Genomic DNA, 21,513 nt, shown 5'->3' on the forward strand with positions numbered 1-21,513 from the left:
GAGGTGGGCGGCATGGTGGCGTACGACTGCGATGTGCTGGTGATCGGCGGCGGGATCGTGGGCCTGTCGACGGCCTATGCGATCACGCGTGCCGCGCCGGGCACCAGCGTGGTGGTGCTGGAGAAGGAGCGGGGGCCGGCCCGCCATCAGAGCGGGCGCAACAGCGGGGTGATCCACAGCGGGATCTACTACCAGCCCGGTTCCTACAAGGCCCGGTTCGCGGTGCGGGGGGCCGCGGAGATGGTCAAGTTCTGTGCCGAGCACGGCCTTCGGCACGAGGTCACCGGCAAGCTGATCGTCGCCACCGAGCCCGCCGAGCTGCCCCGGCTGCACGCCCTGGTCCAGCGCGGCCGGCAGAACGGCATCCCGGTAAGGGAGTTGGGGCGGGCACAGATAGCCGAGTTCGAGCCGCGGGTGCGCGGCCTGGCCGCCATCCATGTCGGCACCACCGGCATCGCCGACTTCGCCAAGGTGGCTGCCCGGCTGGCCGAGCTGGCCGAGGACGCGGGGGCCTCGGTGCGGTACGGGGCCGAGGTGCGCCGCATCGGCCGGCGCGGCGAGACGGTCGCGGTGCGCACCGCCGAGGGCTCGGTGCTGCGCGCCCGGGCGCTGGTCAACTGCGCCGGGCTGCACAGTGACCGGGTGGCCCGGCTGGCGGGCGTGGACCCGGGCATCCGGATCATCCCCTTCCGCGGCGAGTTCTACGAGTTGGCCCCGGGCCGTACGCACCTGGTGCGCGGCCTGGTCTATCCCGTCCCCGATCCGGCCTTCCCCTTCCTGGGCGTCCATCTCACCCGGGGCGTCGACGGGCAGGTGCACATCGGCCCCAACGCGGTGCCCGCCCTGGCCCGGGAGGGCTACCGCCGGCGCACCATACGCCCCGCCGATCTCGCCACCACCCTGGGTTACCCGGGCACCTGGCAGCTGGCCCGTCGGCACTGGCGCTATGGCGCGGGCGAGATCCACCGCTCGCTCTCCAAGCGGGCCTTCACCGAGGCCGTCCGCCGGCTGCTGCCCGAGGTCACTCCGGAGGACCTGATACCCGCCCCGTCCGGGGTGCGGGCCCAGGCGGTGCTGCCGGACGGGACGCTGGCCGACGACTTCCACTTCGCCCGCTCCCCGCGGATGGTGCATGTCCTCAACGCACCCTCGCCGGCGGCCACCGCCTCGCTGCCCATCGGGCGGGAGGTGGCCCGCCGGATCCTGGCCGAGCTGCGCTGACCGTCCGGGCCGCCCCTGTCATGTACGGATCGGGCCTCGTCCTCCCCCGCCCGTACTATGGAAGAACTGTGCCCGAGAACCATGCCCCCACCGCCCCGACCGCCCCGGCCCGCGCCCGGCGGGAGCCGATGTTCCCCGACGGCCCGGCCCCGGACCCGGCCGGCTCGCACCATGAGCGCCGCATCCGTTCCTTCCAGCCGCGCCGCAGCCGGGTGACCACCGGCCAGGGCGAGGCACTGCGCCGCCTGTGGCCCACCTGGGGCCTGGACATCGACGGCCTGCACCGCCTGGACCTGGGCGAGCTCTTCGGCGACCCGGCCATGCCCGTCGTCCTGGAGATCGGCTTCGGCATGGGCGAGGCCACCGCCGAGATGGCCGCCGCCGACCCGGCCACCGGCATCCTGGCCTGCGATGTCCACACCCCCGGCCAGGGCAACCTGCTCGCCCTCGCCGAGCGCAAGGGCCTCTCCAACGTCCGGGTGGCCAATGGCGACGCGATCATCCTGCTCCGCGAGATGCTCGCCCCCGACACCCTTGCCGGACTGCGCGTCTACTTCCCGGACCCCTGGCCCAAGAAGCGGCACCACAAGCGCCGGCTGATCCAGCCGGAGTTCCTGGACCTGGCCGCCACCCGGCTCGCCCCCGGTGCGGTGCTGCACTGCGCCACCGACTGGGAGCCGTACGCCGAGCAGATGCTGGAGGTGCTCAGCGCCCACCCGCGCTTCGAGAACACCCAGCCCGACGGCGGCTTCGCCCCGCGCCCGGACTTCCGTCCGCTCACCCGCTTCGAGGGCCAAGGCCTGGACAAGGGGCACCTCGTCCGCGACCTGCTGTTCCGCCGCGCCTGACCACTGCCGCCGGTCACCGCCGCCGACTGCTGTCGGCTGCTGCCGCTGCCGGCGGCGGCCGGGCGCAAAACCGCCCCCTGCTCCGCACCCCCCTGCCTTAGGGTCATCGGGTGCATGAGTCCCCGCAACCGCCCAGCCAGCAGCCGATATCCGCGCCCGTGCCCGCGCCGCCCGGCGGCTTCCCGGCCCCCGACCGCTGGCACTACAAGCCACGCCGCGCCCTGTGGGACAACAAGGCGGTCCGCGCGGGCACGCTCATCCTGCTCCTGGCCCTCTGCGGCCTGCTCATCCTGGCCCTGGTCCGCGAACAGACCGGCACCCAGGGCTTCCTGGTGGGACTCGGCCTGGCCATCCTCCCCGTCCCCCTCCTGATAGCCGCCTTCCGCTGGATGGACCGGGTGGAACCCAAGCCCTGGCGCAACCTGGTCTTCGCCTTCGCCTGGGGCGCCTGCGCGGCCACCCTGGTCGCCCTGCTCGCCAACGGCTACGCCACCAAGTGGCTGCTCAACACCATCGATGTGGCCCACCGCGGGGACATCAACACCTGGGGCGCCACCTTTGTCGCCCCCGTCGTGGAGGAGAGCGCCAAGGCCGCCGCCATCCTGCTGCTCTACCTCTACCGCCGCCGCGACTTCAACGGGATCATCGACGGCGTGGTGGTCGCCGGCATCACCGCCACCGGCTTCGCCTTCACCGAGAACATCCTCTACCTGGGCAACGCCTACGCCTCGGACCGCTCCTTCGGTGCCTCCGGCTTCTCCACCACCGCCGGCACCTTTGTCGTCCGCGTGCTGATGTCCCCCTTCGCCCACCCCCTCTTCACCTCCATGACGGGCCTGGGCTTCGGCATAGCCGCCTCCCTCCCACCGGCCCGCCGCCTGCTGCGTGCCCTGGTCCCCTTCGCCGGCCTGCTGACCGCCATGGTCCTGCACGGCGTCTGGAACGGCTCCGCCTCCCTGGGCGGCCTGGGCTTCCTGGCCGTCTACGCCCTCTTCATGGTCCCCGTCTTCGGCACCCTGACCTGGCTGACCATCTACTCCCGGCAGACCGAACTGCGCACCATCCGCGCCCACTTGCCCGAGTACCAGGCCGCCGGCTGGCTCACCCCACCGGAGCCGGTCGCCCTCTCCTCCATGCGCGCCCGCGCCCTCGCCCGCGACACCGCCAAACGCACCGGCGGCCCCGCCGCGGCCCGCACCGTCGCCGAGTACATCTCTTTCGCCACCTCGCTGGCCTTCCTGCGGCAGCGCGCGTACCGCGGCGTCATCTCCCCCGACTTCGAAGCGCGCGAGCGCGAGTTGCTTCACCACTTGTGGCAGCGCAAGCAGGTGGCCCAGCCGGCTTTGGCCCAGGCATCGGCTTCGGTGCCGCGGGCGTTTGCGGGGCGGGCGGCGCCTATGCCGTATGGCATGCCGCCGGGGGCAACCCCCTACGGCCCGGGCGCTCAACCTGGGTGGGCGCCGCCGGGGGCGGGGGCGCCTTGGGCGGGGCGGCAGCGGTAAAGAGGGGTGTGCCGCCGTGGGAACTTGCGGCGGCCTGCCCGGAGTTCAGGCTCATGCACTGTTCAGCAACTCGGCCAACCAGTTACGACCGCGAGGAAGCAACATGCCTGATGTCGAGCAGCTCCTGACCCGCCTGCTGCACAGCTTGGAAACGCTGTCCGTAGGCGAGACCACAACGAGCGCCGGGCAGTACCAAGCCGCCCTGGTGTTGCGGGCCATTGCGCGAGCGGCTGCTGGTCGAGAACGTCTCATCACATGGCAAGACGCCGAAAACGAGGTGCACAGCGCATTCCCTGAGTACGCGCACACGACTCACCATCCGTTCGGTGACCTGCCCCAGTCACCCCTCTGGGAACTGCGCGAGTCCGACTCGGCCTCCCCACTTGGCGGCCTTGAGGCCGACCTGCACGACCTCCTTGCCAGAGATCAACACGCCTGCAATCAGGCCGTGAAGACGACACTGGAGACTTACTTCCCGGCGAAGCCCTGGGAGGAGGTCTTGGTCCCTGCCCAGCTGATGCAGCAGGAATACGACGGCTTCGAGCACCCGCCGTACGTCTCGCCCGGGATGCACTTTGGCAACCGTCGAGCGCTGTACGCAGCCAATGTGCACCGCCAACTTCAAGCTGGGATTTGGGGTAAAGCCGACGAAGAAGCGAAGTCCATCGTCGTTTCAGGCGGTTATGAGGATGACGCCGACAAAGGTGACGAAATCATCTACACCGGCCAAGGCGGGCAAGACCAAAACGCAAAGAAGCAGATCCATGACCAGGACCTCACCAAAGGCAATGCCGCACTCATCAACAGTCTGACGACGGGACGCCCGGTCCGCGTCATCCGAGGCGCCGGGGGCGACTCTCCATACTCTCCATCCCACGGCTATCGGTATGACGGACTGTTCCGAGTCGAGGATGCTTGGAACCAGCGCGGGGCATCAGGGTTCCGCGTCTACAGGTACCGGCTGCGCAAGCTGGGCACCGATGCGAACGCGGCGACCAGCATTCCAGCAGTTACTGACCGCAGCCGTAGCGGTTCCGCCACTGATCCTGGAACCGAAAATCCCGGCCGCAAGGAAACCGTTGTTCAGCGCATCGTCCGCAGCACGGCCGCAGCCAACAAGGTGAAGAGGCTGCACGACCACACCTGCCAGATCTGCGGCATCCGCATCGAGACCCCCACTGGGGCTTACTCAGAAGCGGCGCACATCCGCGGTCTGGGCCGACCCCACAACGGTCCGGACAAGACCGAGAACCTGCTCTGCCTGTGTCCCAACCACCATGTGGAATTCGATCTCGGAATGATCACCATCGATGGTGACGGAAAAGTCATAGAGCATGGCTCAACGCAGCACGGCTACACGCTTCGCCGCCTTCCTGAACACGCCATAGACGAAGACTACTTCCGCTACCACCGAGAGACCCACGAACGCTAGAAGTCCATCCCACCGGCAAGACCCAGAGCTGCACCAGCTGTACTGTTGGCCACCTGGGTCTCGCTTATAACGGAATCCTGGCTGCGCTGAGGGCGTCGCGGGCCTCCACCACTGTGGGCATCGGTTAAGAGAACCCGTTTCGCCGTTTTATACGCAGAGCGAGTGCCAGAAACTGCCTGCTGCTTATCTTGATCACTATTTTTGGGTCGGCGCTCTCCCGTATGGCCAAATCCCCAGCCTCACCGCCAACTTCGATGCAGCTATTGTCCTCCCCTCCACCTGAGTGGGAAGACTTCTGCCAGCTTATGGATCTGCCCATAATCACGTTTCTCGCACCACCTGGTCAAGGAACCTATGCGAATCACCAACACTGAGAGCCATGCTCGCCAAGGTGTCGAACATCTTGCGGTACATCGCCAAGAGCGCCTTCGCGTCCACGAATTGACCACCAAAGGAGCCATCGAGCTGAACCGTGTCCAGTTCAGGTAGCGGCCCCTCGGCATACAGCATCGACTGGGCTCGCCCCAACATGTCGTCCCTGTCGAAGGGAATGATCCGTAGCGTCACCGCCGACCACTCCGCCACCTCGGCCAGAAACTCAAGTTGTACGCGCTGGACCTTGCGGCTGCCATATCGCATACGGAGGGCGGCCTCATGCACCACCACGGTGGTTGGCGGCGGTGATTCCTTGTCGTAGACGGCTCGGCGCCTGATGCGATGCTCGACGCGGGCATCGAGGTCACTTAGCAGGAGGCCCGCAACCGATCCGCTGAACACCACCCGCGCATAGTCCTCGGTCTGGAAAATGCCTGGCACATGGGTGATTTGGAACAAGCGGAGCCCTTGTGCGTGGTGTTCAAGCTCTGACACGTCAAGGAAGCCCGGTGTGAGAATGCCTCGGTAGGCAGCCCACCACCCGCGACCGCGCTCCTCGGCCATCTTGCACAGTTCATCAACCAAGGACTCGTTGCTGGCTTTGTAATGAGCAGCAAGGCTGCGCACCCGTTCAGTGCTGACACCCCACCGTCCGGCCTCGATATGGCTGATCTGCGCTGACCCGCCACCAAGGAAGCCTCCCGCCTCACGGGTGGACATCCCACAAGCCTCGCGTAACTTCCTTAGTTCGGCGCCGAGTCGCACCTGTCGTGCAGTTGGGCTGATCCTTGGCGGCATGACCGTGGCCCTCCGTTTCGTGTCGCTGGAGGAGTGTCCCGCGCAAGCCGCGCCACAGTCCACCGAGCGTCACCCATTAGTGGCACAGAGTTGTACCGGAACAGAGTTGTGCCCTACGGTCCCATCAACCACCGCGCCGCACCCGTCGGGAAGACCCGAAGTGCAGCCAGCTGACGATGAGTTGATCATCGCGGCAGCTGGCCAGGCCACGGACGGCGGCAGTATGCGCGGCACCCCAACAGCGCATTTGGAGACCGTCCGATGAGCGCAGCCACCTTGCCCGCCACCACCCAAGCGCACACCTGGCCCTACCAGTTGCTCGCACCCGCCATCCCCTCCACCGTCCGCGTCGCCCGCGAGTTCGTCACTGCCGTGCTGATCGCCACCGACCACGCGGCGCTGGTGGACGACGCGCGCGTCTGCGTATCGGACGTGGTCACCAACGTCGTTCAGCACGCGGGCGTGGCCGGCCTGTCCGTACAGGTGGACGATCACTGCGATCACGTATTGATCGCCGTACGCGACGACAACCCCACCCGGCACCCCTACCTGCGCATCGCCGGTGATGACGACGAGAGCGGGCGCGGGCTGGCGCTGTTGCAGAGCCTGGCCGACGCGTCCGGGCTGAGCCTGGTCTGGGACGGGCTGGAGGTTGTCGGCAAGAGCTTGTGGTTTGTGCTGCGCTACGGGGAGGGGCTTGACCTCAACCAAAGTTGAGGCAGGACGCTGTGGGCATGGACCTCCAGAAGATTTCCGACCGCCTGGACATCGAGCGGCTGATCAACGACTACCTCCGCTCGCTCGACGAGAAGTCGTATGACGGAGACGACCGTTGGGCGCATGCCTACTTCACCGAGGATGCGTACAGCAGGACCCCCATCGGTGAGTACCGGGGCGTGGGCGCCCAACTCACCTCTACGCGGCAGGGCATGGCGCCCTTCGAACGGACCGTGCACTTCGGGTCGAATGTCATCGTCGAGCTGGACGGCGACCGGGCCGAGGTGCGGTGGAATCAGTTGAGTACGCACAAGTTGCGGGAGGGGGAGGGCGACCGGCTGTTCTTCTCCGGGGGGTACGTCGAGGGCGAGATGGTGCGTACGGGAGAGGGCTGGCGGTTGCGACGGATGGTGTTGGAGATTGGGTGGACGCAGGGGACGCCGCCGCTGCCCGTTCCGCTGAGTTGAGGGCGCAGCGATCTGCCTCGGGGTCGCGGGGTGGTGCCTGAGGGGCGGGGTTAGCCTCGGGAGGGATTGATCGGTTTCTGATGCGGAGGTTGGCGCGATGACGGCACTGGCGAAGGTTCCGGCGGCGGTAACGGCCGCAGGTGGGCTGGTCGGCGGGTATGGGGTGGCCCGGTGGACCGGGAAGCGGCCGTTGGGCGGGGTGGCGCTGGCGGCCGCCGGGGCGGTGGCCGCGCGGCAGTGGACGGCGAAGGCGGGCGCCGGGACGGCGGCGGCGTTGACCGGGCTGTATGTGGCGGCGTTCGCGGGGTCGCATCCGCTGGCGAAGAAGGTGGGGGCCTGGCCGTCGGTGTTCGCGGTGGCGGGGACGGTGGCGCTGGCGTCCTGGGCGGTGGAGCGCCGGGCCGCCTAGGGTTCGCCTGATGACCCTTGGCCTTCGGCGCCCCTCGGGGCGGCCCGTAAGGGGCGCGGGCGGCCACCGACGACCCGTACCTGAGAGGTGAGGGGAGGCGTGGACGCCGCCTCACCGGAGGTACGAGGCACCCGCGCCCGGTGATGGCACGGCCCCAAAGCCGTCCGGCACGGCCGGACCAACGGCTGGGAACACACTCTGGCAGAGCCGGAGTATCGAAACGAGGGGCGCCCCGGCCCGCGCCCCTCCTCGTACGCGCGGCCCGGCACCGACCGGCGAGGTCACAGCCCTCGGGACTCGGAAAGGCGTTACGCCGAAGCCTCCGTCAGCCGCTTGAGCTCGGTATCGCTCAACCGCAGGTCGGCGACGGCCAGTAGGGGCGGCAGCTGGTCCACCGTGCGGGCGCTGGCCAGTGGAGAGGCGATCGTCGGCTGGGCGGTGAGCCAGGCGAGGGCCACGGTGGCGACGGCGGCGTCATGGGCGGCGGCCACCTCGTCCAGGGCGGTCAGGACGCGGCGGCCGCGCTCGGAGACCAGGTATCGGCCCGCGCCTTCGGCCCGTGCGCTGTCGACGGACGCGCCCGGGCGGTACTTGCCGGTGAGAAAGCCGGAGGCCAGGGCCCAGTAGGGGACGGCGGCCAGGCCGTGCCGGGCGGCGACCTCCGCCAGTGGTCCCTCGTAGGTGTCGCGGGAGACCAGGCTGTAGTGGGGCTGGATGGCTACGTACTTGGCCACACCCGCCGCGTCCGAGAACTCCAGGGCCTCGGCGAGGCGTTGGGCGGAGATGTTGGAGGCGGCGATCTCGCGGATCTTTCCTTCCCTAACCAACTTGTCCAGAACGGACAGGAATTCGGCGACCGGGACGGTCTCGTCGTCGTAGTGGGTGTAGTAGAGGTCGATGTAGTCGGTGCGCAGGCGGCGCAGGGAGGCTTCGAGGCCGGCGCGGATGGTGGTGGCGGACAGGCCGGCCTTGTCCGGGAAGCCGCCACCGACCTTGGTGCCGATGACCATCCGGTCCCGGTTGCGCCGGGCGGCGAGCCAGTCGCCGATCAGGGTCTCCGACTCGCCGCCGGAGTTGCCCGGTACCCAGGCGGAGTAGATGTCGGCGGTGTCGACGAAGTTGCCGCCCGCCTCGGCGTAGGCGTCCAGCACGGCGAAGGACTGCTCCCGGTCGGCGGTCCAGCCGAAGACATTGCCGCCGAGGGCGAGCGGGTGGACGGACAGGCTGCCGATGTGGCGCGGATGATGCGGATGGTCATGGGTGTCGGTCATGGCTCCCATGGTTCGCCCCGGGCGGGAGATCCGCCATCGTTCAGTCCGCCGGGGCCGGGGCAGGGGCGGGCATCGGTTCCTTATGGACGGACAGCGGGGTGGCGATGTCCTCCAGGGAGCGGCCCTCGGCCGGTACCGCCAGGAAGGCCGCGACCAGCCCGGCCAGGCACATCAGGGTGGCGCCGATCTGGAAGGCCAGTACGGTGTCGCCGATCACCCCGCTGCTGGTGAGGTCGGAGAAGAGCAGTGGTCCGCTGATGCCGCCGGCTGCCGTGCCCACCGCATAGAAGAAGGCGATGGCCATGGCCCGGGTCTCGGTGGGGAAGACCTCGGAGACGGTCAGATAGGCACTGCTGGCCCCGGCCGAGGCGAAGAACAGCACCACGGCCCAGCAGGCGGTGAGCTTTACAGCGCTGAGATAGCCCGCGCCGAACAGCCAGGCGGTGACGAACAGCAGGGCTCCGGAGAGGACAAAGGTGGAGGAGATCATGATGCGCCGGCCCACCGTGTCGAACAGCTTCCCGAGCAGCAGCGGGCCCAGGAAGTTGCCGACCGCTATGACCGCGAAGAAGTAGCCGGTGCGCGAGGTGGAGACGCCGAAGAACTTGGTGAGGATCGCCCCGAAGCCGAAGGTGATGGCGTTGTAGAGGAACGCCTGGCCGATAAAGAGGGCCAGGCCCAGGATGGCGCGCCGCCGGTAGTCGGTGAAGACGGTGCGGGCGATGTCCCGGAAGCTGGTGCTCTTGCGCTGGCGGATGGTGATCCGGCCCCGGGCCGGCGGCAGGGTGATGCCCTTCTCCGCCTCGATGCGCCGCTCGATCAGGCCGACCAGTTCCTCCGCCTCCTCGGCCCGGCCATGGATGAACAGCCAGCGCGGGCTCTCCGGCACCTGGCGGCGCACCAGCAGGATGACGAGGCCGAGGACCACGCCAAGGCCGAAGGTCAGCCGCCAGCCCACGTCCTTGGGCAGCAGGCTGACATTGAGCAGGATTATCGACAGCAGTGATCCGGCGATGGCGCCGATCCAGAAGCTGCCATTGATGATGAGGTCCACCCGGCCCCGGTAGCGGGCCGGGATCAGCTCGTCCACCGCGGAGTTGATCGCGGCGTACTCCCCGCCGATGCCGAAGCCGGTGATGAAGCGGAAGAGGAAGAACCACCAGGAGGAATAGGAGAGCGCGGTCAGGGCCGTCGCCCCTAGGTAGACGGCGAGGGTGACCATGAACAGCTTTTTGCGGCCGAAGCGGTCGGTGAGGCGGCCGAAGAAAAGGGCCCCGCCGCAGGCGCCCGCCACATAGAGCGCCGCGGCGAGACCCGTCACCTGGGCCGCGCTGATCGACAACCCGCTGCCCTGCTCGGAGAGCCGGCCGGCGATGTTGCCGACGACGGTGACCTCAAGGCCGTCCAGGATCCAGACCGTGCCCAGTCCGATGACCACGGTCCAATGCCAGCGGGACCACGGCAGCCGGTCCAGGCGCGCGGGCACGGAGGTGGTGATGGTCGCGGTCGTCACACAATCTGAGTTCCCGATCGCACTCGGAACATTCGCGGCAATTTGCCGGGCGGATGCATCGGCGGGACCGGGCGGCGCGCGCCGGACGGCCAAGCGGGAGCACGCGCGGGGGCGTGCTCCCCGGCCGGGGAGTCGCCCTAGGGGTGCAGGCCGTGGGCGCGCAGCCAGGGCAGGGGATCCACCGGGTGGCCGCCGCCCGGCCGGACCTCCAGGTGCAGATGCGGACCGGTGGCGTTGCCGGTCGCGCCCACCCGGCCGATCACGGTGCCGGTGGTCACCTTGCCGGAGGTGACCACCATGGACGACAGATGGCAGAACCACAGCTCGGTGCCGTCGTGCAGGCGCAGCACTATGCGGTAGCCATACGCGCCGGCCCAGCCGGCGTGGGTGACGGTGCCGCCGCTGACGGCCCTGACCGGGCTGCCGGTCGGCGCGGCGAAGTCCTGGCCGGTGTGGTGGTGCGCCCAGCGGTGGCCGGACTCCCCGAAGCCGGCGGTGAGGGTGTAGGAGGTCAGGGGAAGGACGTAGGTGGCGCGGTGGTGCCGCGAACTGCCCTTCGGCGCATGGTGTTTGGGGGCGTGGTGGGCCGGGTGACCGGCGGGGCCGGCCTGCTCGGCGTCCGCGGCGGCCTGGCGGGCGGCCTCCGCGGCCTGCTCCGCCGGGGTCCGGTGGGGGTGTCCGGCGGCCTGCTCGCGGTGGTGTGCGGCGGCCTGCTCATGGCTGGGTGCGGCGGCCTGCCCGGGCGCCCGCCGGGCCTGTTCCTGGGCCGTCTCCCGGACTGCCCGGGCCGCCTCCTGGGCGGACTTGGCGGCCTGCTCGGCCTTCTGCGCCGCGATCTCGGCGGCGGCGGCCATCCGCTCGGCGTCCGCCGCGGCCCGTTCCTTTGCCTCCGGCCCGGCGCTGTCATCGGCGGATGCCTGCTGGAATCCCACCTGCTGCAGGATCCGGGCGCGCAGCGCCTCACCGGCGTCATGGGCGTCCTGGGCGGCCCGGGCGGCGTCCTCGGGGGTGAGTTCCGGGGTGTCCTGGGGTGCGGTTTCGGCCAGGCCGGGTGCGTTGGCCTCGGAGGGCTCGGGCACATCCGGCATGGATATCGCCGCCGAGGGACGCTCCTGGGCATCGGCCACTCCGCCGGCGCCCACCGCCGCGATCACTCCGACGCCCAGCACCGCACCGCCGCGGACCATGGTGCCGCCCCGCTGTCTGGCGACGCGGTGCCGGCCCCGGGCGGCCGGGCCGCCGGCTTCCGCCGCGTCCTCCCCCCAGGAGGCCGGCTCGGATGAACTGCCTTCGGTGACGGGGCCGTTGGACGCCACGGGGGCGCACTCCTTTCCTTCCCTCTCGCCTACCGGGTTAGCTGACGGGTTCGGAGCAGGAAGGTCTCCTACGGGCCGGGACGGCCCGATGCACCCCAAGGGTTGGTGGTTCCCCGGTTCCCCTGCGGGATTCGGCGACGAACGAGAACGCCGTGCGGGCCGCCTCTTACGACGGTTGAGGACCGCACTGCGTTATCGAACGTTAATAGACGCGGAGGGTGGTTTCCAAGCCGAAAGCGTGAATCCGCCGGGGACTTGGCAATTGCTTGGAACCGTTCCGGTTGGTTGTGCATCAGCCCCGCATCGGGCGCGCGCCGGCCTCACATCAGGCGCGCGCCGGGTGCTGGTCCGCTCAGGCCGTCGGCCGGCGGCGGGGGCGCGAGGACCGCCCGCCGGAACGGCGTCCGCCGGGCCGGGAGCGGGTGGCGGAACCGGTGGATCCGGCGGCACCGGAGGGAGCCGGCGAGGCCGGCCGCGGCGGCGCGATGACCACCGGCACCCCGCTGGGCTCCCGGGCACCGGTGATGCGCGCCAGCGCCTCGTCCTCCGGCCGCACCCGGGCCACCTGGGGCGTGATCTTGGCGGTGGCCATCATCCGGGTCATCTCCCGCCGCTGCTCGGGGAGGACCAGGGTGACGACCGTGCCGGACTCACCGGCCCGGGCGGTCCGGCCGCCCCGGTGCAGATAGTCCTTGTGGTCCATCGGCGGATCGATATTGACAACCAGGTCCAGGCCGTCGATGTGGATGCCACGCGCCGCCACATTGGTGGCGATCAGCGCGGTGACCTGCTCGGTACGGAACTGCTCCAGGGTGCGGTTGCGCTGCGGCTGGCTCTTGCCGCCGTGCAGCGCGGCGGCCCGTACACCCTGCGACAACAGCCGCTTGACCAGCCGGTCGGCGCCCCGCTTGGTGTCCACGAACATGATCACGCGACCCTCGCGGGCGGCGATCCGGGTGACCGCGTCCTTCTTGGAGCTCTCGTCCATGAGGTGCAGCAGATGGTGGTCCATGGTGACCACCGCGCCCACCGAGGCGTCCACCGAGTGGGTCACCGGGTCGGTGAGGAAGCGGCGCACCAGCCGGTCGACATTGCGGTCCAGGGTGGCCGAGAACAGCATCCGCTGTCCGCCCGGGGCGACCTGCTCCAGCAGCTTGCTGACCTGCGGCAGGAAGCCCATGTCGGCCATCTGGTCGGCCTCGTCCAGCACGGTGATGGCCACCTCGCCCAGCGCGCAGTCGCCGCGCTGGATCAGGTCGGCCAGCCGGCCGGGGGTGGCGACCAGCACCTCGGCGCCCTTGGCCAGGGCGTTGGCCTGGCGGCCGATGGACATGCCGCCGACCACGGTGGTCATCCGCAGCCGCACCGCCTCGGCGTAGGGCGTCAGGGAGTCGGTGACCTGCTGGGCCAGCTCCCGGGTGGGCACCAGGACCAGGGCCAGCGGACGCCGCGGCTGGGCGCGCCGGCCCGCGGTACGGGCCAGCAGGGCCAGCCCGAAGGCGAGCGTCTTGCCGGAGCCGGTCCGGCCGCGGCCCAGGACGTCCCGGCCGGCCAGCGAGTTGGGCAGGGTGGCCGCCTGGATGGGGAAGGGCTCGGTGACGCCCTGGCGGGTCAGGGTGTCCAGCAGGGCCCCGGGCAGCTCGAGTTCGGCGAAGGAGCCAACCGGCGGCAGCGCGGGCGTGGTGGCCTCGGGCGTGGTGAACTCACCCTGGGGCGCGGGGCGTCGGCGGGCGGCGGTGGCGGCCGGACGGGCGCCGGTGGCTGTGCGGGCGGGACGGGCGGAGCGAGTCATTCGGGGACCTTCCCTCAACGGGGGCGGCACGCCCGGTGATTGAGGCTCCGTCGATCGGTTCGAGCCTGGGCGCGCGGTGCGGCTTGAAGAATGCGGCGTAAAGAATGCGACGTGAACAATGGGGCACGCACCGCGCGGTGCGTGCCCCATTGCGATGCGGCCAACCGGCCGCGGAAAAGCGAGGGTCGTCAGATGCCGACGATGTTCTCCGCCTGCAGGCCCTTCTGGCCCTGGGTGACGTCGAAGGAAACCTTCTGGCCCTCGAGCAGCTCACGGAAGCCGCTGGAGGCGATGTTCGAGTAGTGGGCGAAGACGTCCGGGCCGCCGCCGTCCTGCTCGATGAAGCCGAAGCCCTTTTCCGAGTTGAACCACTTCACGGTGCCAGTAGCCATGTCTATCTCCTCAATGGGATGGGCCCCACACCGGAAAAGACCGGCAGAAACAAAAATGCGCCTCAGTTCAGAACCGAGGCGCACACGAGTTCATGGGTACCACAATTGCAACTTGCATGAGCCTAACACAGGCCCGTCGTGCGGTCCAGAGGTGGTCCGGAATCACCCTATAACTCGACTCCCAGGGCCCGGGCGTGCCGGTCGGCCGCCACCTCGGCCTCCGCCTCGTCCAGGTAGACCTCGCACACCAGGCGACCGTCGGCGGTCATATTGTGCTCCAGCTCCCAGAGGCTGACCTCGCCGCCGCCCTCCAGCAGAAAGGCGTGCTCATAGAAGCGGCACCAGGTGGTGTCCCGGCCCGGCCCGCGCCGCCGGGGCTTGGTGACCAGGGCGATGTGGTGACCCAGGGCACCCTGGAGGATCTCGCCGATCACCTCCCCGGGCCCGTCGGTGTTCTCCGCCCGGCGCAGCAGCCGCCGGGCGTGGTCCGGGGACGCCTCGGAGACATACTCCCGGCGCGGCCGGGTGGGGCCCATGGCCAGCAGCAGCTCCTCGGCCAGCCAGGCGGGCAGCTCCTCATCCTCGCTGCCGGGGCCGATGCCGCCGCCGATGCGCTGGTGCACCCGCCGCTCGGCCTCGTCCAGCGCGTCCTCGTCGGTGTAGAGCTCGAAGTTCTGCGGGGCGGGGCCGGTGTCGTGCTCCAGCTCGTACAGCAGCAGGCTGCTGCCGTCGGCGAGCAGGAAGATATGCCGGTAGGTATTGCACCGCAGCGGGCGCGGCCGGTCGTTGCGCTGGCGGTAGGAGCGCAGTTCGGTCTGGTGCATCAGCGCCGTACGCAGCCGGGTGAGCGCCGGCTCATCGATCTCGAACCCGTTCTGCGCCCGTTTCAACAGCTCCGCGACCTGTGCGGCGGGCGTCGGGTCGCCCACCTCGCCCCCGCCCATGCGCATCTGCTCCATGCCTCTCGACCTCCCCGCCTTCGCCGCACCCTCCCCGCGCACTTACCGTAGCGGCGCGAACACCAAGCGGGGGCCGGGTTTCCGGCAACTGGCCGGAAGGCTCCACAGGGCGAACCGGGGAACGAACCGCGAGTGGACCCGAGAGCAGACCGTCAAGGTTGAGTCAAGTAGTTGCATCATCATGCAAGTAAGGGTCTATGCTGCTCCTGTTGTGAAAAGCAGGAGGCACCTCGTTCGGTGAGGCGTCTGCACGGACACAGGCCACTGACCCCACGACGTCGAGAGACGCCCAGGTTCAGGACAGGTCTCCCCGGCCTAAGGGGTGACCCCAAGTGGCTTCCCCGAGAAGGGGATTACGCCGTGGAGTGCCAAAGCTCTGACGAGTAGGGGTGAACCGGTCGGCAGGACCGGTCCGCTCCTTGCCGTGTCGTTCGGCGCCCGCGTGCGCCCCGGCCGGGAGGAGGCGAGAGACATGGACTGCAGTTGCAGTAGTCCGGGCCACAGTCGGCCCCGTATCCGTATGTCCTCGTTGACCTCCGGTACGCGGTAACCACCTTTCCTGCGCGTCCTTCACCAGTCCCCACCCGTGCGGTCATCGCCGCCCCGGGCGCTTGTGCTGCGCGCACGCAGGAAGGATCGCTGCTGCGTGCCCGCAACCTCCCCTACGGGGGACCCGGGAGGCTGTCATGACCGACACCATCACCACCCCGCAGACCACCGCCGCACCGCGCGCCGCGGTCCTGGACGACGCCCACCTCGGCGACATCCGGGGCGCGCTCGGCACCATCAAGCTGGATGACACCGCGCCCCGCAAGGGACTGTCCGCCAAGCTCAAGACGCTGCTCGCGATCGTCGGCCCCGGCCTGATCGTGATGGTCGGCGACAACGACGCCGGCGCTTTCGACACCTATGGCAACGCCGGCCAGAACTATGGCACCAGCCTGCTGTGGACGCTGCTGCTGCTGGTCCCCGTCCTCTATGTCAACCAGGAGATGGTGCTGCGGCTGGGCGCCGTCACCGGAGTCGGGCACGCCCGGCTGATCCTGGAGCGCTTCGGCAAGTTCTGGGGCGCCTTCTCCGTCATCGACCTGTTCCTGCTCAACGCCCTGACGATCGTCACCGAGTTCATCGGTGTCACCCTCGCCGTGGGCTATCTGGGACTGCCCAAGACACTGAGCGTCCTGGTGGCCGCGGCGGTGGTGATCGCGGCCGCGACCACCGGCTCGTTCCGGCGCTTCGAGCGCACCGCCATCCTGCTGTGTGTGGGCTCGCTGCTGCTGATCCCCATCTACTTCATGATCCACCCCAGCACCGGCACCATGGCCCACGACATGGTGGTGCCCGGCATGCCGCACGGCGCCAAGCTCTCCGATGTGATGCTGCTGATCATCGCAATCGTGGGCACCACGGTGGCGCCCTGGCAGCTGTTCTTCCAGCAGTCCTACGTCATCGACAAGCGCATCACCCCGCGCTTTATGAAGTACGAGAAGGCCGACCTCTGGCTGGGCATCGTGATCGTGGTGCTGGGCGCCGCCGCGATGATCGGCTTCACCGCCGCGACCTTCGCGGGCACCAAGGAATTCGGCAACTTCGACGACGCGGCAGGCATCGCCCGGGGCCTGGAGGCCCACGCCGGGAAGCTGGCCGGCGTACTGTTCGCCATCGCCCTGCTGGACGCCTCCATCATCGGCGCCTCGGCCGTCTCCCTGTCCACCGCCTACGCACTCGGTGACGTACTGGGCCTCAAGCACTCCCTGCACCGCGGGGTGCGCGGCGCCAAGGGCTTCTACGCCATCTTCGCCGGCGTCATCCTGCTCGCCGCCGTCATCGTGATCATCCCCGGCTCCCCGCTGGGCCTGATCACCACCGGAGTGCAGACCCTCGCCGGAGTGCTGCTGCCCTCCGCCACCGTCTTCCTGCTGCTGCTCTGCAACGACAAGGCCGTCCTGGGCCCCTGGGCCAACGGCCGCTGGACCAACGCCTTCACCTCATTCGTCGTCGGCGTCCTGGTCACCCTGTCCATCATCCTGACCGCCTCGGTGGCCTTCCCCGACATCACCTCCGGCGCGATCCTGGACATCATGGCCATCTGCGGCGTCGCCGGCATCCTCGCCATCGGCTACGCCGAGGTACGCCGCCGCCGCAAGGGCTGGGCACCGGCCGCGCCCATCGACCGTACGGGCAAGGAGAACTGGCGGATGCCGCCGCTGGAGGAACTGCCGGCACCGGTGATGTCCAGCGGGCGCAAGGTCGGCATGGGTGCGCTGCGGGTGTACCTGGTGATCGCCATGGTCCTGGTGATCATCCACGTCGTCCAGCTCGCTCAGGGCTGAGCGGGGCGCTTTTCCAGGGGTCGTTGTTGGCCGGCCGCGCCCCTGATGGGGCGCCCCGCACCGGAAGGAGGCTTCTTATGCATGCCCCGCACACCTGCCCCCGCGTACGGCTCGCCCTGCACGACGGCCCCGAACGCGCCTATCTGCTGCACGACCCGCGGACCTGTCCCACCGCGGCGCCCGGCATGGCGTACGACCGGCGCGTGCACCTCGCCTATGTCCTGGCCGGACAGGGCCACCACGCCCGCTGGCTGGCCCAGTTCGCCGCGCTGCCGCTGGCCGCCGCCCAGCGCATCGCCGAGGCGGCGACGCCCGCGCATCGCGCCTGACCGCCGGCGGTCCGCCCGTGCGGGCCGCGGGCGGAGCCGCACCTCATAGCCGCCCCGCGCCCCCAGGGGCGCCCGGCGTCCTCTTCTCCCGCTTCCGACCGGAGGTGATCCCGCATGTCCGTCTTCACCCTGCACCACCACTCCCTGCGCCACGCCCCGGCGCGTCAACACCGCCCACTGGCCGCCCTGTTCGACCGGATCCGGCAGGTCGCCGCTCGCGTCGCGGACGGCGCCGTGGACAGCCCGGTGCTGCACGCCGCCGCCCCGCTGGAGCCGGGCACTCGCCCGGCCCGGCCGCGGGCCCACTGGCACACCGTCATCGGCGACGACGGCCGACGCCGGCTGGCGGCGGCCTGGCGCCCCGAGCTCTGATCCACCAGCCCCCTTCAGGAGATGATGGAAGGAGTCAGCCATGTCCCTGCACTACCCGCGCTGCGCCCGCCCCGGAGCCGTCCCGCCCCCGGCCGACGAGACCGACGGGATCGTCATCGACCATGGGCGCCGGTCGGTGACCGCCGAGGGGCGCGAACTGACGCTGACCTACGCCGAGTTCGAGATCCTCGCCCGGCTGGCCGCCCGCCCGCTGCAAGTGCTCAGCCGGCACCAGCTGCAGACCGTGGTGCGCCGTGACGGCGCCGCGGGCGGGCGGACCGTGGACGTTCATATCGCCCGGCTGCGGAGCAAGTTGGGGCCCCGGCTGCGCGAGGTCATCCGCACCGTACGGCAGGTCGGCTACGCCTATGACCCGTCCCGGGCGGCGGCCTGATGCGCTTTGTCCCGCTGACCCGTGTCCGGGCCGCCCGGCAGGGCCGCCCGCCCGTGCCCGTCACCCTGCACGCCGAGTGCGCCGCCGAGGCCGAGGCCAAGGTGCGGGCCCTGTGCATCCTCACCCTGACCTCGACCGGCGCCCATCTGCTGGCCTTTGACAGCCATCCACAGGACGACGGCACCGTGCTGCTCCGGGTGACCGTGGCCATGACCATGGACGGCCTCGGCGCCAACCCGCTGGAGCAGCTGGTCGATCAGCTCTCCGGGGAGTCCGGCGTACGGGGGCTGCGCTGGCGCGCCGAACCCCGGGTCACCTCACCACGACCGTGACCCGCCAGAGCACCCCCAGGCGCGGGCAGACCTGCCCCGGGTCGGCCACACATCGCTTGACCGAATCGATCCGGGCGGTGCCCGGGGCATTGACCCGGAAATAGCCCATGGCGTCACCGTTCGCGGTGTTCTCACCTATGGTCCGGTTGAGCACCTGTGCATGGTCGCTGACCGGAATGGACCAGGCCCAGGTCCTGCCGTCCACTCTGGCGCCGGTGAGGGACACCCGCACCGTGTCCCCGGGGTGGGCCTGCACGGTCTCCCCGCTGTCCGCGTTGGTGAGCGTGACGTCCCGTACGGTCACCACCGGGTGTCCGTCCCCGGGGGCGGCCGAGGCCGGTACCGCCAGGGCGGCGGCGACCATCGCCAGGCCGGCGGCGAAGGGAAGGGCGAGCGATTTCGTGGCGTTCATGATTCCCACCTTCGGTAGCCAAGTCCTCTGCCGTTCCTCCGCTGGAGGAGGCGGGCACTCGTCTACACCTTCCGGGGCCGCTCGGCATCCCCGGTGCGCCGGATCGCGCCAAGGCCCGGCACGGAGAACGCTCCATGCCGGGCCTTGAACCGGGTAGGCCGTGTGGGACTCGAACCCACAACCAATGGATTAAAAGTCCCGAGGAGATCGTCCAGGAGGACGAGCCGTAATCCAGCTCAGCGACTCCTGCGCAGGTCAGCACGGGTGTGGCGTCCGGCTGAGACAGGCTCGTCCGAGCCTGTCCAAGGGCGTCCGTGCACGCACCGCTCACGCATTGCTCACGCGCTTTGTGAGGGCTGACCTGCGCCTTTGTGCCAGTCGGACCCGCCCGCAACGGAACTGGGAGCCACGTTGCTCCGTCCGTGAAGGAGATGGACAACGACACAGGTCCATGATCGGCAGCGCACGCATGGGAGGCCGCTATTCCGTAGTGCCGCGACAGAGGCCCTCGACGCGGAACCACAGGCCCGGGGCGTAGACCGCATGGATGACGGCTTCCTCTCCTCTTGCGACCCGCAGGATTCTCAGGATGCCGCCGGGAAGTACGTCGTACTGGTAACTGATCTCGGCGTTGCCCTCGACGGTGTCGTCGTAGGAGATATCCGCCGTACGATCGTTCGCGTATTCCTTCGGTGGGCGATTTTCCACCAGTTTGATGAAGACGCTCATGGGCCAACGGTACGGTCCTTTCGTGAGCTTCGCCCTCCGGGATGAGAAGGTCGCGGCGCCCACCGTGTGGGACCCTCCTCATATGCGGGGCAGCCCGGCCGGGTGCGGAGCTTCCTCCACGCGGAGCCCACGCCGATCAGGTCGAGTCGGCGATTCACTGATGCCCTCAGGTCGCTGACCTGGGGGCATGTGCGGGGGCGTGCACGGACTGTCAGGCTTCGTCGCCCTGCGGGTGGTCGGCCGCCACGCTCCGGCTGGTCGCCAGCCAGGATCGCGCGGGCTCGGCGGGACGCATGGTGTCGACGGTGAGGTGGAGCCGGGTACCACCTTCGTGGCCGGCCGGATAGCTGCGTTGCTCGGTGGAATCGAAGCAGCGCCGGAGGACTTCCGCGACGCGGCGGGCGGTCTCGGGGGACGCGGCGGTGATGCGGATGTCGGCGCGCCCTGCCGGCGGCACCGGCTCCGCTGGCATGGGGGTGGTGCGTGCGGACGTCATGGTCACTTCCTCCGGCCGGAGAAGAGGCGGAGTCGCCTGCGGTCCCCGTGCGGTTGCTCGTGGCGGTTTCGGGCGCGAAGAGGCCCGGCGGGGCCGATGGCCGACCGCGGGCGGTTCCGGCTCCCGCTGTCGTGCCACGGCAGGGCACCGCCGCAGCGGAAGTCCGCGATCCTTTCGTCGTGCTGGGCGTTGAGCCGGTGGATCAGGAGAGCTCCCACCGCGATCACGATGAGGACCACGGCCGGAGTGACAGTGGTCTCCACGGTCCTCACATCCCTTGGGCGGAGCGCGGAGGCCCGGTCGGGTGCCCAGCTGGTGGCGGCGCGGTCCCGCCCTCTGTCTCCCACTCCTCTTCGCGGTCCCGTGACTGCGTCGCGTCGTCGGCCGCTCGTTCGTCCTCCATCAGCCGGCTCGCGGTGAGGAGGCTTCCGGGGGTGGTCGCGGCGGACATCAGCCGGGCGGCCGCGGCCGGCTCGGTCTCCGGCGGGATGATCAGCAGGTCCAGGCGGTCCGCGGAGTAGGAGAACAGCAGGAGCTTGTGCGGGTCCTGCTCATTGGTGAACCAGCCCACGTGCACCGTGTGCCCCTTGGCGGGAACCTTGCGCGGGATCACGGGCCAGAAGGCCGGATTCACCGTGACGCGGGTGACCCGCCCCCAGGAGTGGTCCAGCCTCTCCGCCAGTGCGGGGAGCTCACGGGCCAGGTCGCGAGAGCGGGGCCACCAGGCACCGTCCAGCAGGCCCGACGCCGTCCCCGGCGTCAGGGACAGGCGAGCGGGCGGCGAAGGGGCACGCTCATCAGCGGTCGTAGAGCCGGTGGTCACGATCATGATGCGGACCTGTCCCCGGGCTCGTCGTCGACTGCCCGGCGTTGTGACTCGCCGGGAACGACACCCGCGTGGAGGCCGGTGTACGAAGTGTTCCCGGTTTTTTCACCCTACTCCGGTAGGCGACCTGCAGACCTTGCGCGACCAGGCAATTTTCGGGAGCGCAGGCGTGCGCGGGTCGAGTGGGCGAGCCCGCCGCCGACCTGCGGAGTACGGTGGGACTACTGCGAGCGGCTCGCCCGGTGACTGCGACGTACCCCGGACGACGAACGAAGACG

24 protein-coding genes and 2 riboswitches are annotated in these 21,513 nt (G+C 69.9%); of the genes, 12 read left to right on the top strand and 12 right to left on the bottom strand.

All coding sequences use genetic code 11. The features are described from left to right. Positions 1-12: 12 nt before the first annotated feature. The 4 genes from lhgO (at position 13) to ACIHFE_RS31895 (ending at position 5,003) form a co-directional block, all read left to right on the top strand. The gene (lhgO, locus tag ACIHFE_RS31880) at positions 13-1,221 is read left to right on the top strand and encodes an L-2-hydroxyglutarate oxidase (protein ID WP_400112180.1); all 1,209 of its coding nucleotides are present in this window, start codon (positions 13-15) and stop codon (positions 1,219-1,221) included. 128 nt (positions 1,222-1,349) lie between these two features. Then, positions 1,350-2,069, top strand: coding sequence for a tRNA (guanosine(46)-N7)-methyltransferase TrmB (trmB, locus tag ACIHFE_RS31885; RefSeq protein WP_400112282.1), 720 nt, complete (start codon positions 1,350-1,352; stop codon positions 2,067-2,069). A gap of 110 nt (positions 2,070-2,179) precedes the next feature. Continuing rightward, positions 2,180-3,571, top strand: a complete 1,392-nt coding sequence (locus ACIHFE_RS31890) for a PrsW family intramembrane metalloprotease (RefSeq protein ID WP_400112182.1) — start codon at positions 2,180-2,182, stop codon at positions 3,569-3,571. A 103-nt stretch (positions 3,572-3,674) separates the two neighbouring features. Next, the gene (locus ACIHFE_RS31895) at positions 3,675-5,003 is read left to right on the top strand and encodes a YDG/SRA domain-containing protein (RefSeq protein ID WP_400112183.1); all 1,329 of its coding nucleotides are present in this window, start codon (positions 3,675-3,677) and stop codon (positions 5,001-5,003) included. 124 nt (positions 5,004-5,127) lie between these two features. Here ACIHFE_RS31895 and ACIHFE_RS31900 read toward each other — a convergent pair whose 3' ends face one another. Continuing rightward, positions 5,128-5,322, bottom strand: coding sequence for a DUF397 domain-containing protein (locus tag ACIHFE_RS31900; RefSeq protein WP_400112284.1), 195 nt, complete (start codon positions 5,320-5,322; stop codon positions 5,128-5,130). Positions 5,323-5,324: 2 nt separating this feature from the next. Further along, positions 5,325-6,176, bottom strand: coding sequence for a helix-turn-helix domain-containing protein (locus ACIHFE_RS31905; protein WP_400112185.1), 852 nt, complete (start codon positions 6,174-6,176; stop codon positions 5,325-5,327). A 261-nt stretch (positions 6,177-6,437) separates the two neighbouring features. On the opposite strand from ACIHFE_RS31905, the gene ACIHFE_RS31910 reads away from it, so the two are divergent. The 3 genes from ACIHFE_RS31910 (at position 6,438) to ACIHFE_RS31920 (ending at position 7,769) form a co-directional block, all read left to right on the top strand. Continuing rightward, on the top strand, positions 6,438-6,893 hold the full coding sequence (locus ACIHFE_RS31910; RefSeq protein ID WP_400112187.1) for an ATP-binding protein: 456 nt from the start codon (positions 6,438-6,440) through the stop codon (positions 6,891-6,893). A gap of 17 nt (positions 6,894-6,910) precedes the next feature. Next, positions 6,911-7,360, top strand: coding sequence for a nuclear transport factor 2 family protein (locus ACIHFE_RS31915; RefSeq protein WP_400112189.1), 450 nt, complete (start codon positions 6,911-6,913; stop codon positions 7,358-7,360). 97 nt (positions 7,361-7,457) lie between these two features. After that, positions 7,458-7,769: a hypothetical protein gene (locus tag ACIHFE_RS31920; RefSeq protein ID WP_400112191.1), complete on the top strand. Its 312-nt coding sequence runs from the start codon at positions 7,458-7,460 to the stop codon at positions 7,767-7,769. Between the two features lie 308 nt (positions 7,770-8,077). On the opposite strand, the gene ACIHFE_RS31925 is transcribed toward ACIHFE_RS31920, so the two are convergent. The 6 genes from ACIHFE_RS31925 to ACIHFE_RS31950 all read right to left on the bottom strand — a co-directional run bounded on the left by ACIHFE_RS31925 (position 8,078) and on the right by ACIHFE_RS31950 (position 15,012). Continuing rightward, positions 8,078-9,040, bottom strand: coding sequence for an aldo/keto reductase (locus ACIHFE_RS31925; RefSeq protein WP_400112192.1), 963 nt, complete (start codon positions 9,038-9,040; stop codon positions 8,078-8,080). Between the two features lie 40 nt (positions 9,041-9,080). Next, the gene (locus tag ACIHFE_RS31930; protein ID WP_400112194.1) at positions 9,081-10,553 is read right to left on the bottom strand and encodes an MFS transporter; all 1,473 of its coding nucleotides are present in this window, start codon (positions 10,551-10,553) and stop codon (positions 9,081-9,083) included. Between the two features lie 137 nt (positions 10,554-10,690). Further along, positions 10,691-11,869: a peptidoglycan DD-metalloendopeptidase family protein gene (locus ACIHFE_RS31935; RefSeq protein WP_400112196.1), complete on the bottom strand. Its 1,179-nt coding sequence runs from the start codon at positions 11,867-11,869 to the stop codon at positions 10,691-10,693. 11 nt (positions 11,870-11,880) lie between these two features. After that, a riboswitch (cyclic di-AMP (ydaO/yuaA leader) is annotated at positions 11,881-12,016 on the bottom strand. Between the two features lie 205 nt (positions 12,017-12,221). Next, positions 12,222-13,661 carry a DEAD/DEAH box helicase gene (locus ACIHFE_RS31940; RefSeq protein WP_400112198.1) on the bottom strand — a complete coding sequence of 480 codons (1,440 nt, stop codon included), beginning with the start codon at positions 13,659-13,661 and terminating at the stop codon, positions 12,222-12,224. A gap of 188 nt (positions 13,662-13,849) precedes the next feature. Next, positions 13,850-14,053 (bottom strand): cold-shock protein, encoded by a 204-nt coding sequence (locus ACIHFE_RS31945; RefSeq protein WP_400112201.1) that lies wholly within the window; start codon positions 14,051-14,053, stop codon positions 13,850-13,852. Between the two features lie 167 nt (positions 14,054-14,220). Then, positions 14,221-15,012, bottom strand: a complete 792-nt coding sequence (locus ACIHFE_RS31950) for a DUF6227 family protein (RefSeq protein WP_400112203.1) — start codon at positions 15,010-15,012, stop codon at positions 14,221-14,223. 222 nt (positions 15,013-15,234) lie between these two features. Then, a riboswitch (M-box (ykoK) riboswitch) is annotated at positions 15,235-15,408 on the top strand. Between the two features lie 290 nt (positions 15,409-15,698). On the opposite strand from ACIHFE_RS31950, the gene ACIHFE_RS31955 reads away from it, so the two are divergent. The 5 genes from ACIHFE_RS31955 (at position 15,699) to ACIHFE_RS31975 (ending at position 18,772) form a co-directional block, all read left to right on the top strand. Further along, a complete protein-coding gene (locus ACIHFE_RS31955; protein WP_400112205.1) occupies positions 15,699-17,345 on the top strand; it encodes an NRAMP family divalent metal transporter in 1,647 nt (548 codons plus the stop codon). A gap of 77 nt (positions 17,346-17,422) precedes the next feature. Next, positions 17,423-17,674: a hypothetical protein gene (locus ACIHFE_RS31960; RefSeq protein WP_400112207.1), complete on the top strand. Its 252-nt coding sequence runs from the start codon at positions 17,423-17,425 to the stop codon at positions 17,672-17,674. Positions 17,675-17,788: 114 nt separating this feature from the next. Beyond that, on the top strand, positions 17,789-18,046 hold the full coding sequence (locus ACIHFE_RS31965) for a hypothetical protein (RefSeq protein WP_400112209.1): 258 nt from the start codon (positions 17,789-17,791) through the stop codon (positions 18,044-18,046). A 40-nt stretch (positions 18,047-18,086) separates the two neighbouring features. Then, complete coding sequence (locus ACIHFE_RS31970) at positions 18,087-18,440, top strand: winged helix-turn-helix domain-containing protein (RefSeq protein WP_400112211.1); 354 nt, start codon at positions 18,087-18,089, stop codon at positions 18,438-18,440. Further along, positions 18,440-18,772: a hypothetical protein gene (locus ACIHFE_RS31975; protein ID WP_400112213.1), complete on the top strand. Its 333-nt coding sequence runs from the start codon at positions 18,440-18,442 to the stop codon at positions 18,770-18,772. Before ACIHFE_RS31970 ends, ACIHFE_RS31975 begins: the two co-directional genes overlap by 1 nt. Here the strand turns inward: ACIHFE_RS31975 and ACIHFE_RS31980 are convergent. From ACIHFE_RS31980 to ACIHFE_RS31995, 4 genes are all read right to left on the bottom strand, one after another. Next, positions 18,753-19,184, bottom strand: coding sequence for a hypothetical protein (locus ACIHFE_RS31980; RefSeq protein ID WP_400112215.1), 432 nt, complete (start codon positions 19,182-19,184; stop codon positions 18,753-18,755). The two genes, ACIHFE_RS31975 and ACIHFE_RS31980, sit on opposite strands and share 20 nt — an antisense overlap. 480 nt (positions 19,185-19,664) lie before the next feature. After that, a complete protein-coding gene (locus ACIHFE_RS31985) occupies positions 19,665-19,913 on the bottom strand; it encodes a hypothetical protein (RefSeq protein WP_390781371.1) in 249 nt (82 codons plus the stop codon). Between the two features lie 211 nt (positions 19,914-20,124). Then, the gene (locus ACIHFE_RS31990; RefSeq protein ID WP_400112217.1) at positions 20,125-20,409 is read right to left on the bottom strand and encodes a hypothetical protein; all 285 of its coding nucleotides are present in this window, start codon (positions 20,407-20,409) and stop codon (positions 20,125-20,127) included. Between the two features lie 268 nt (positions 20,410-20,677). Continuing rightward, positions 20,678-21,238: a DUF5994 family protein gene (locus tag ACIHFE_RS31995; protein ID WP_400112219.1), complete on the bottom strand. Its 561-nt coding sequence runs from the start codon at positions 21,236-21,238 to the stop codon at positions 20,678-20,680. Positions 21,239-21,513: the final 275 nt, after the last annotated feature.

The sequence above is a fragment of the Streptomyces sp. NPDC052396 genome (genome assembly GCF_044593195.1).
In the GTDB taxonomy this organism is placed as follows: Bacteria; Actinomycetota; Actinomycetes; order Streptomycetales; family Streptomycetaceae; genus Streptomyces.

Bases quoted from the DNA above. Each gene is read 5' to 3' on its own strand.
- trmB (WP_400112282.1), top strand. From the start codon at position 1,350: ATGTTCCCCGACGGCCCGGCCCCGGACCCGGCCGGCTCGCACCATGAG.
- ACIHFE_RS31960 (WP_400112207.1), top strand. From the start codon at position 17,423: ATGCATGCCCCGCACACCTGCCCCCGCGTACGGCTCGCCCTGCACGAC.
- ACIHFE_RS31925 (WP_400112192.1), bottom strand. From the start codon at position 9,040: ATGACCGACACCCATGACCATCCGCATCATCCGCGCCACATCGGCAGC.
- ACIHFE_RS31905 (WP_400112185.1), bottom strand. From the start codon at position 6,176: ATGCCGCCAAGGATCAGCCCAACTGCACGACAGGTGCGACTCGGCGCC.
- ACIHFE_RS31990 (WP_400112217.1), bottom strand. From the start codon at position 20,409: ATGACGTCCGCACGCACCACCCCCATGCCAGCGGAGCCGGTGCCGCCG.
- ACIHFE_RS31940 (WP_400112198.1), bottom strand. From the start codon at position 13,661: ATGACTCGCTCCGCCCGTCCCGCCCGCACAGCCACCGGCGCCCGTCCG.
- ACIHFE_RS31975 (WP_400112213.1), top strand. From the start codon at position 18,440: ATGCGCTTTGTCCCGCTGACCCGTGTCCGGGCCGCCCGGCAGGGCCGC.
- ACIHFE_RS31950 (WP_400112203.1), bottom strand. From the start codon at position 15,012: ATGGAGCAGATGCGCATGGGCGGGGGCGAGGTGGGCGACCCGACGCCC.
- ACIHFE_RS31895 (WP_400112183.1), top strand. From the start codon at position 3,675: ATGCCTGATGTCGAGCAGCTCCTGACCCGCCTGCTGCACAGCTTGGAA.
- ACIHFE_RS31985 (WP_390781371.1), bottom strand. From the start codon at position 19,913: ATGAGCGTCTTCATCAAACTGGTGGAAAATCGCCCACCGAAGGAATAC.
- lhgO (WP_400112180.1), top strand. From the start codon at position 13: ATGGTGGCGTACGACTGCGATGTGCTGGTGATCGGCGGCGGGATCGTG.
- ACIHFE_RS31980 (WP_400112215.1), bottom strand. From the start codon at position 19,184: ATGAACGCCACGAAATCGCTCGCCCTTCCCTTCGCCGCCGGCCTGGCG.
- ACIHFE_RS31945 (WP_400112201.1), bottom strand. From the start codon at position 14,053: ATGGCTACTGGCACCGTGAAGTGGTTCAACTCGGAAAAGGGCTTCGGC.
- ACIHFE_RS31910 (WP_400112187.1), top strand. From the start codon at position 6,438: ATGAGCGCAGCCACCTTGCCCGCCACCACCCAAGCGCACACCTGGCCC.
- ACIHFE_RS31995 (WP_400112219.1), bottom strand. From the start codon at position 21,238: ATGATCGTGACCACCGGCTCTACGACCGCTGATGAGCGTGCCCCTTCG.
- ACIHFE_RS31920 (WP_400112191.1), top strand. From the start codon at position 7,458: ATGACGGCACTGGCGAAGGTTCCGGCGGCGGTAACGGCCGCAGGTGGG.
- ACIHFE_RS31965 (WP_400112209.1), top strand. From the start codon at position 17,789: ATGTCCGTCTTCACCCTGCACCACCACTCCCTGCGCCACGCCCCGGCG.
- ACIHFE_RS31900 (WP_400112284.1), bottom strand. From the start codon at position 5,322: ATGGGCAGATCCATAAGCTGGCAGAAGTCTTCCCACTCAGGTGGAGGG.
- ACIHFE_RS31915 (WP_400112189.1), top strand. From the start codon at position 6,911: ATGGACCTCCAGAAGATTTCCGACCGCCTGGACATCGAGCGGCTGATC.
- ACIHFE_RS31970 (WP_400112211.1), top strand. From the start codon at position 18,087: ATGTCCCTGCACTACCCGCGCTGCGCCCGCCCCGGAGCCGTCCCGCCC.
- ACIHFE_RS31955 (WP_400112205.1), top strand. From the start codon at position 15,699: ATGACCGACACCATCACCACCCCGCAGACCACCGCCGCACCGCGCGCC.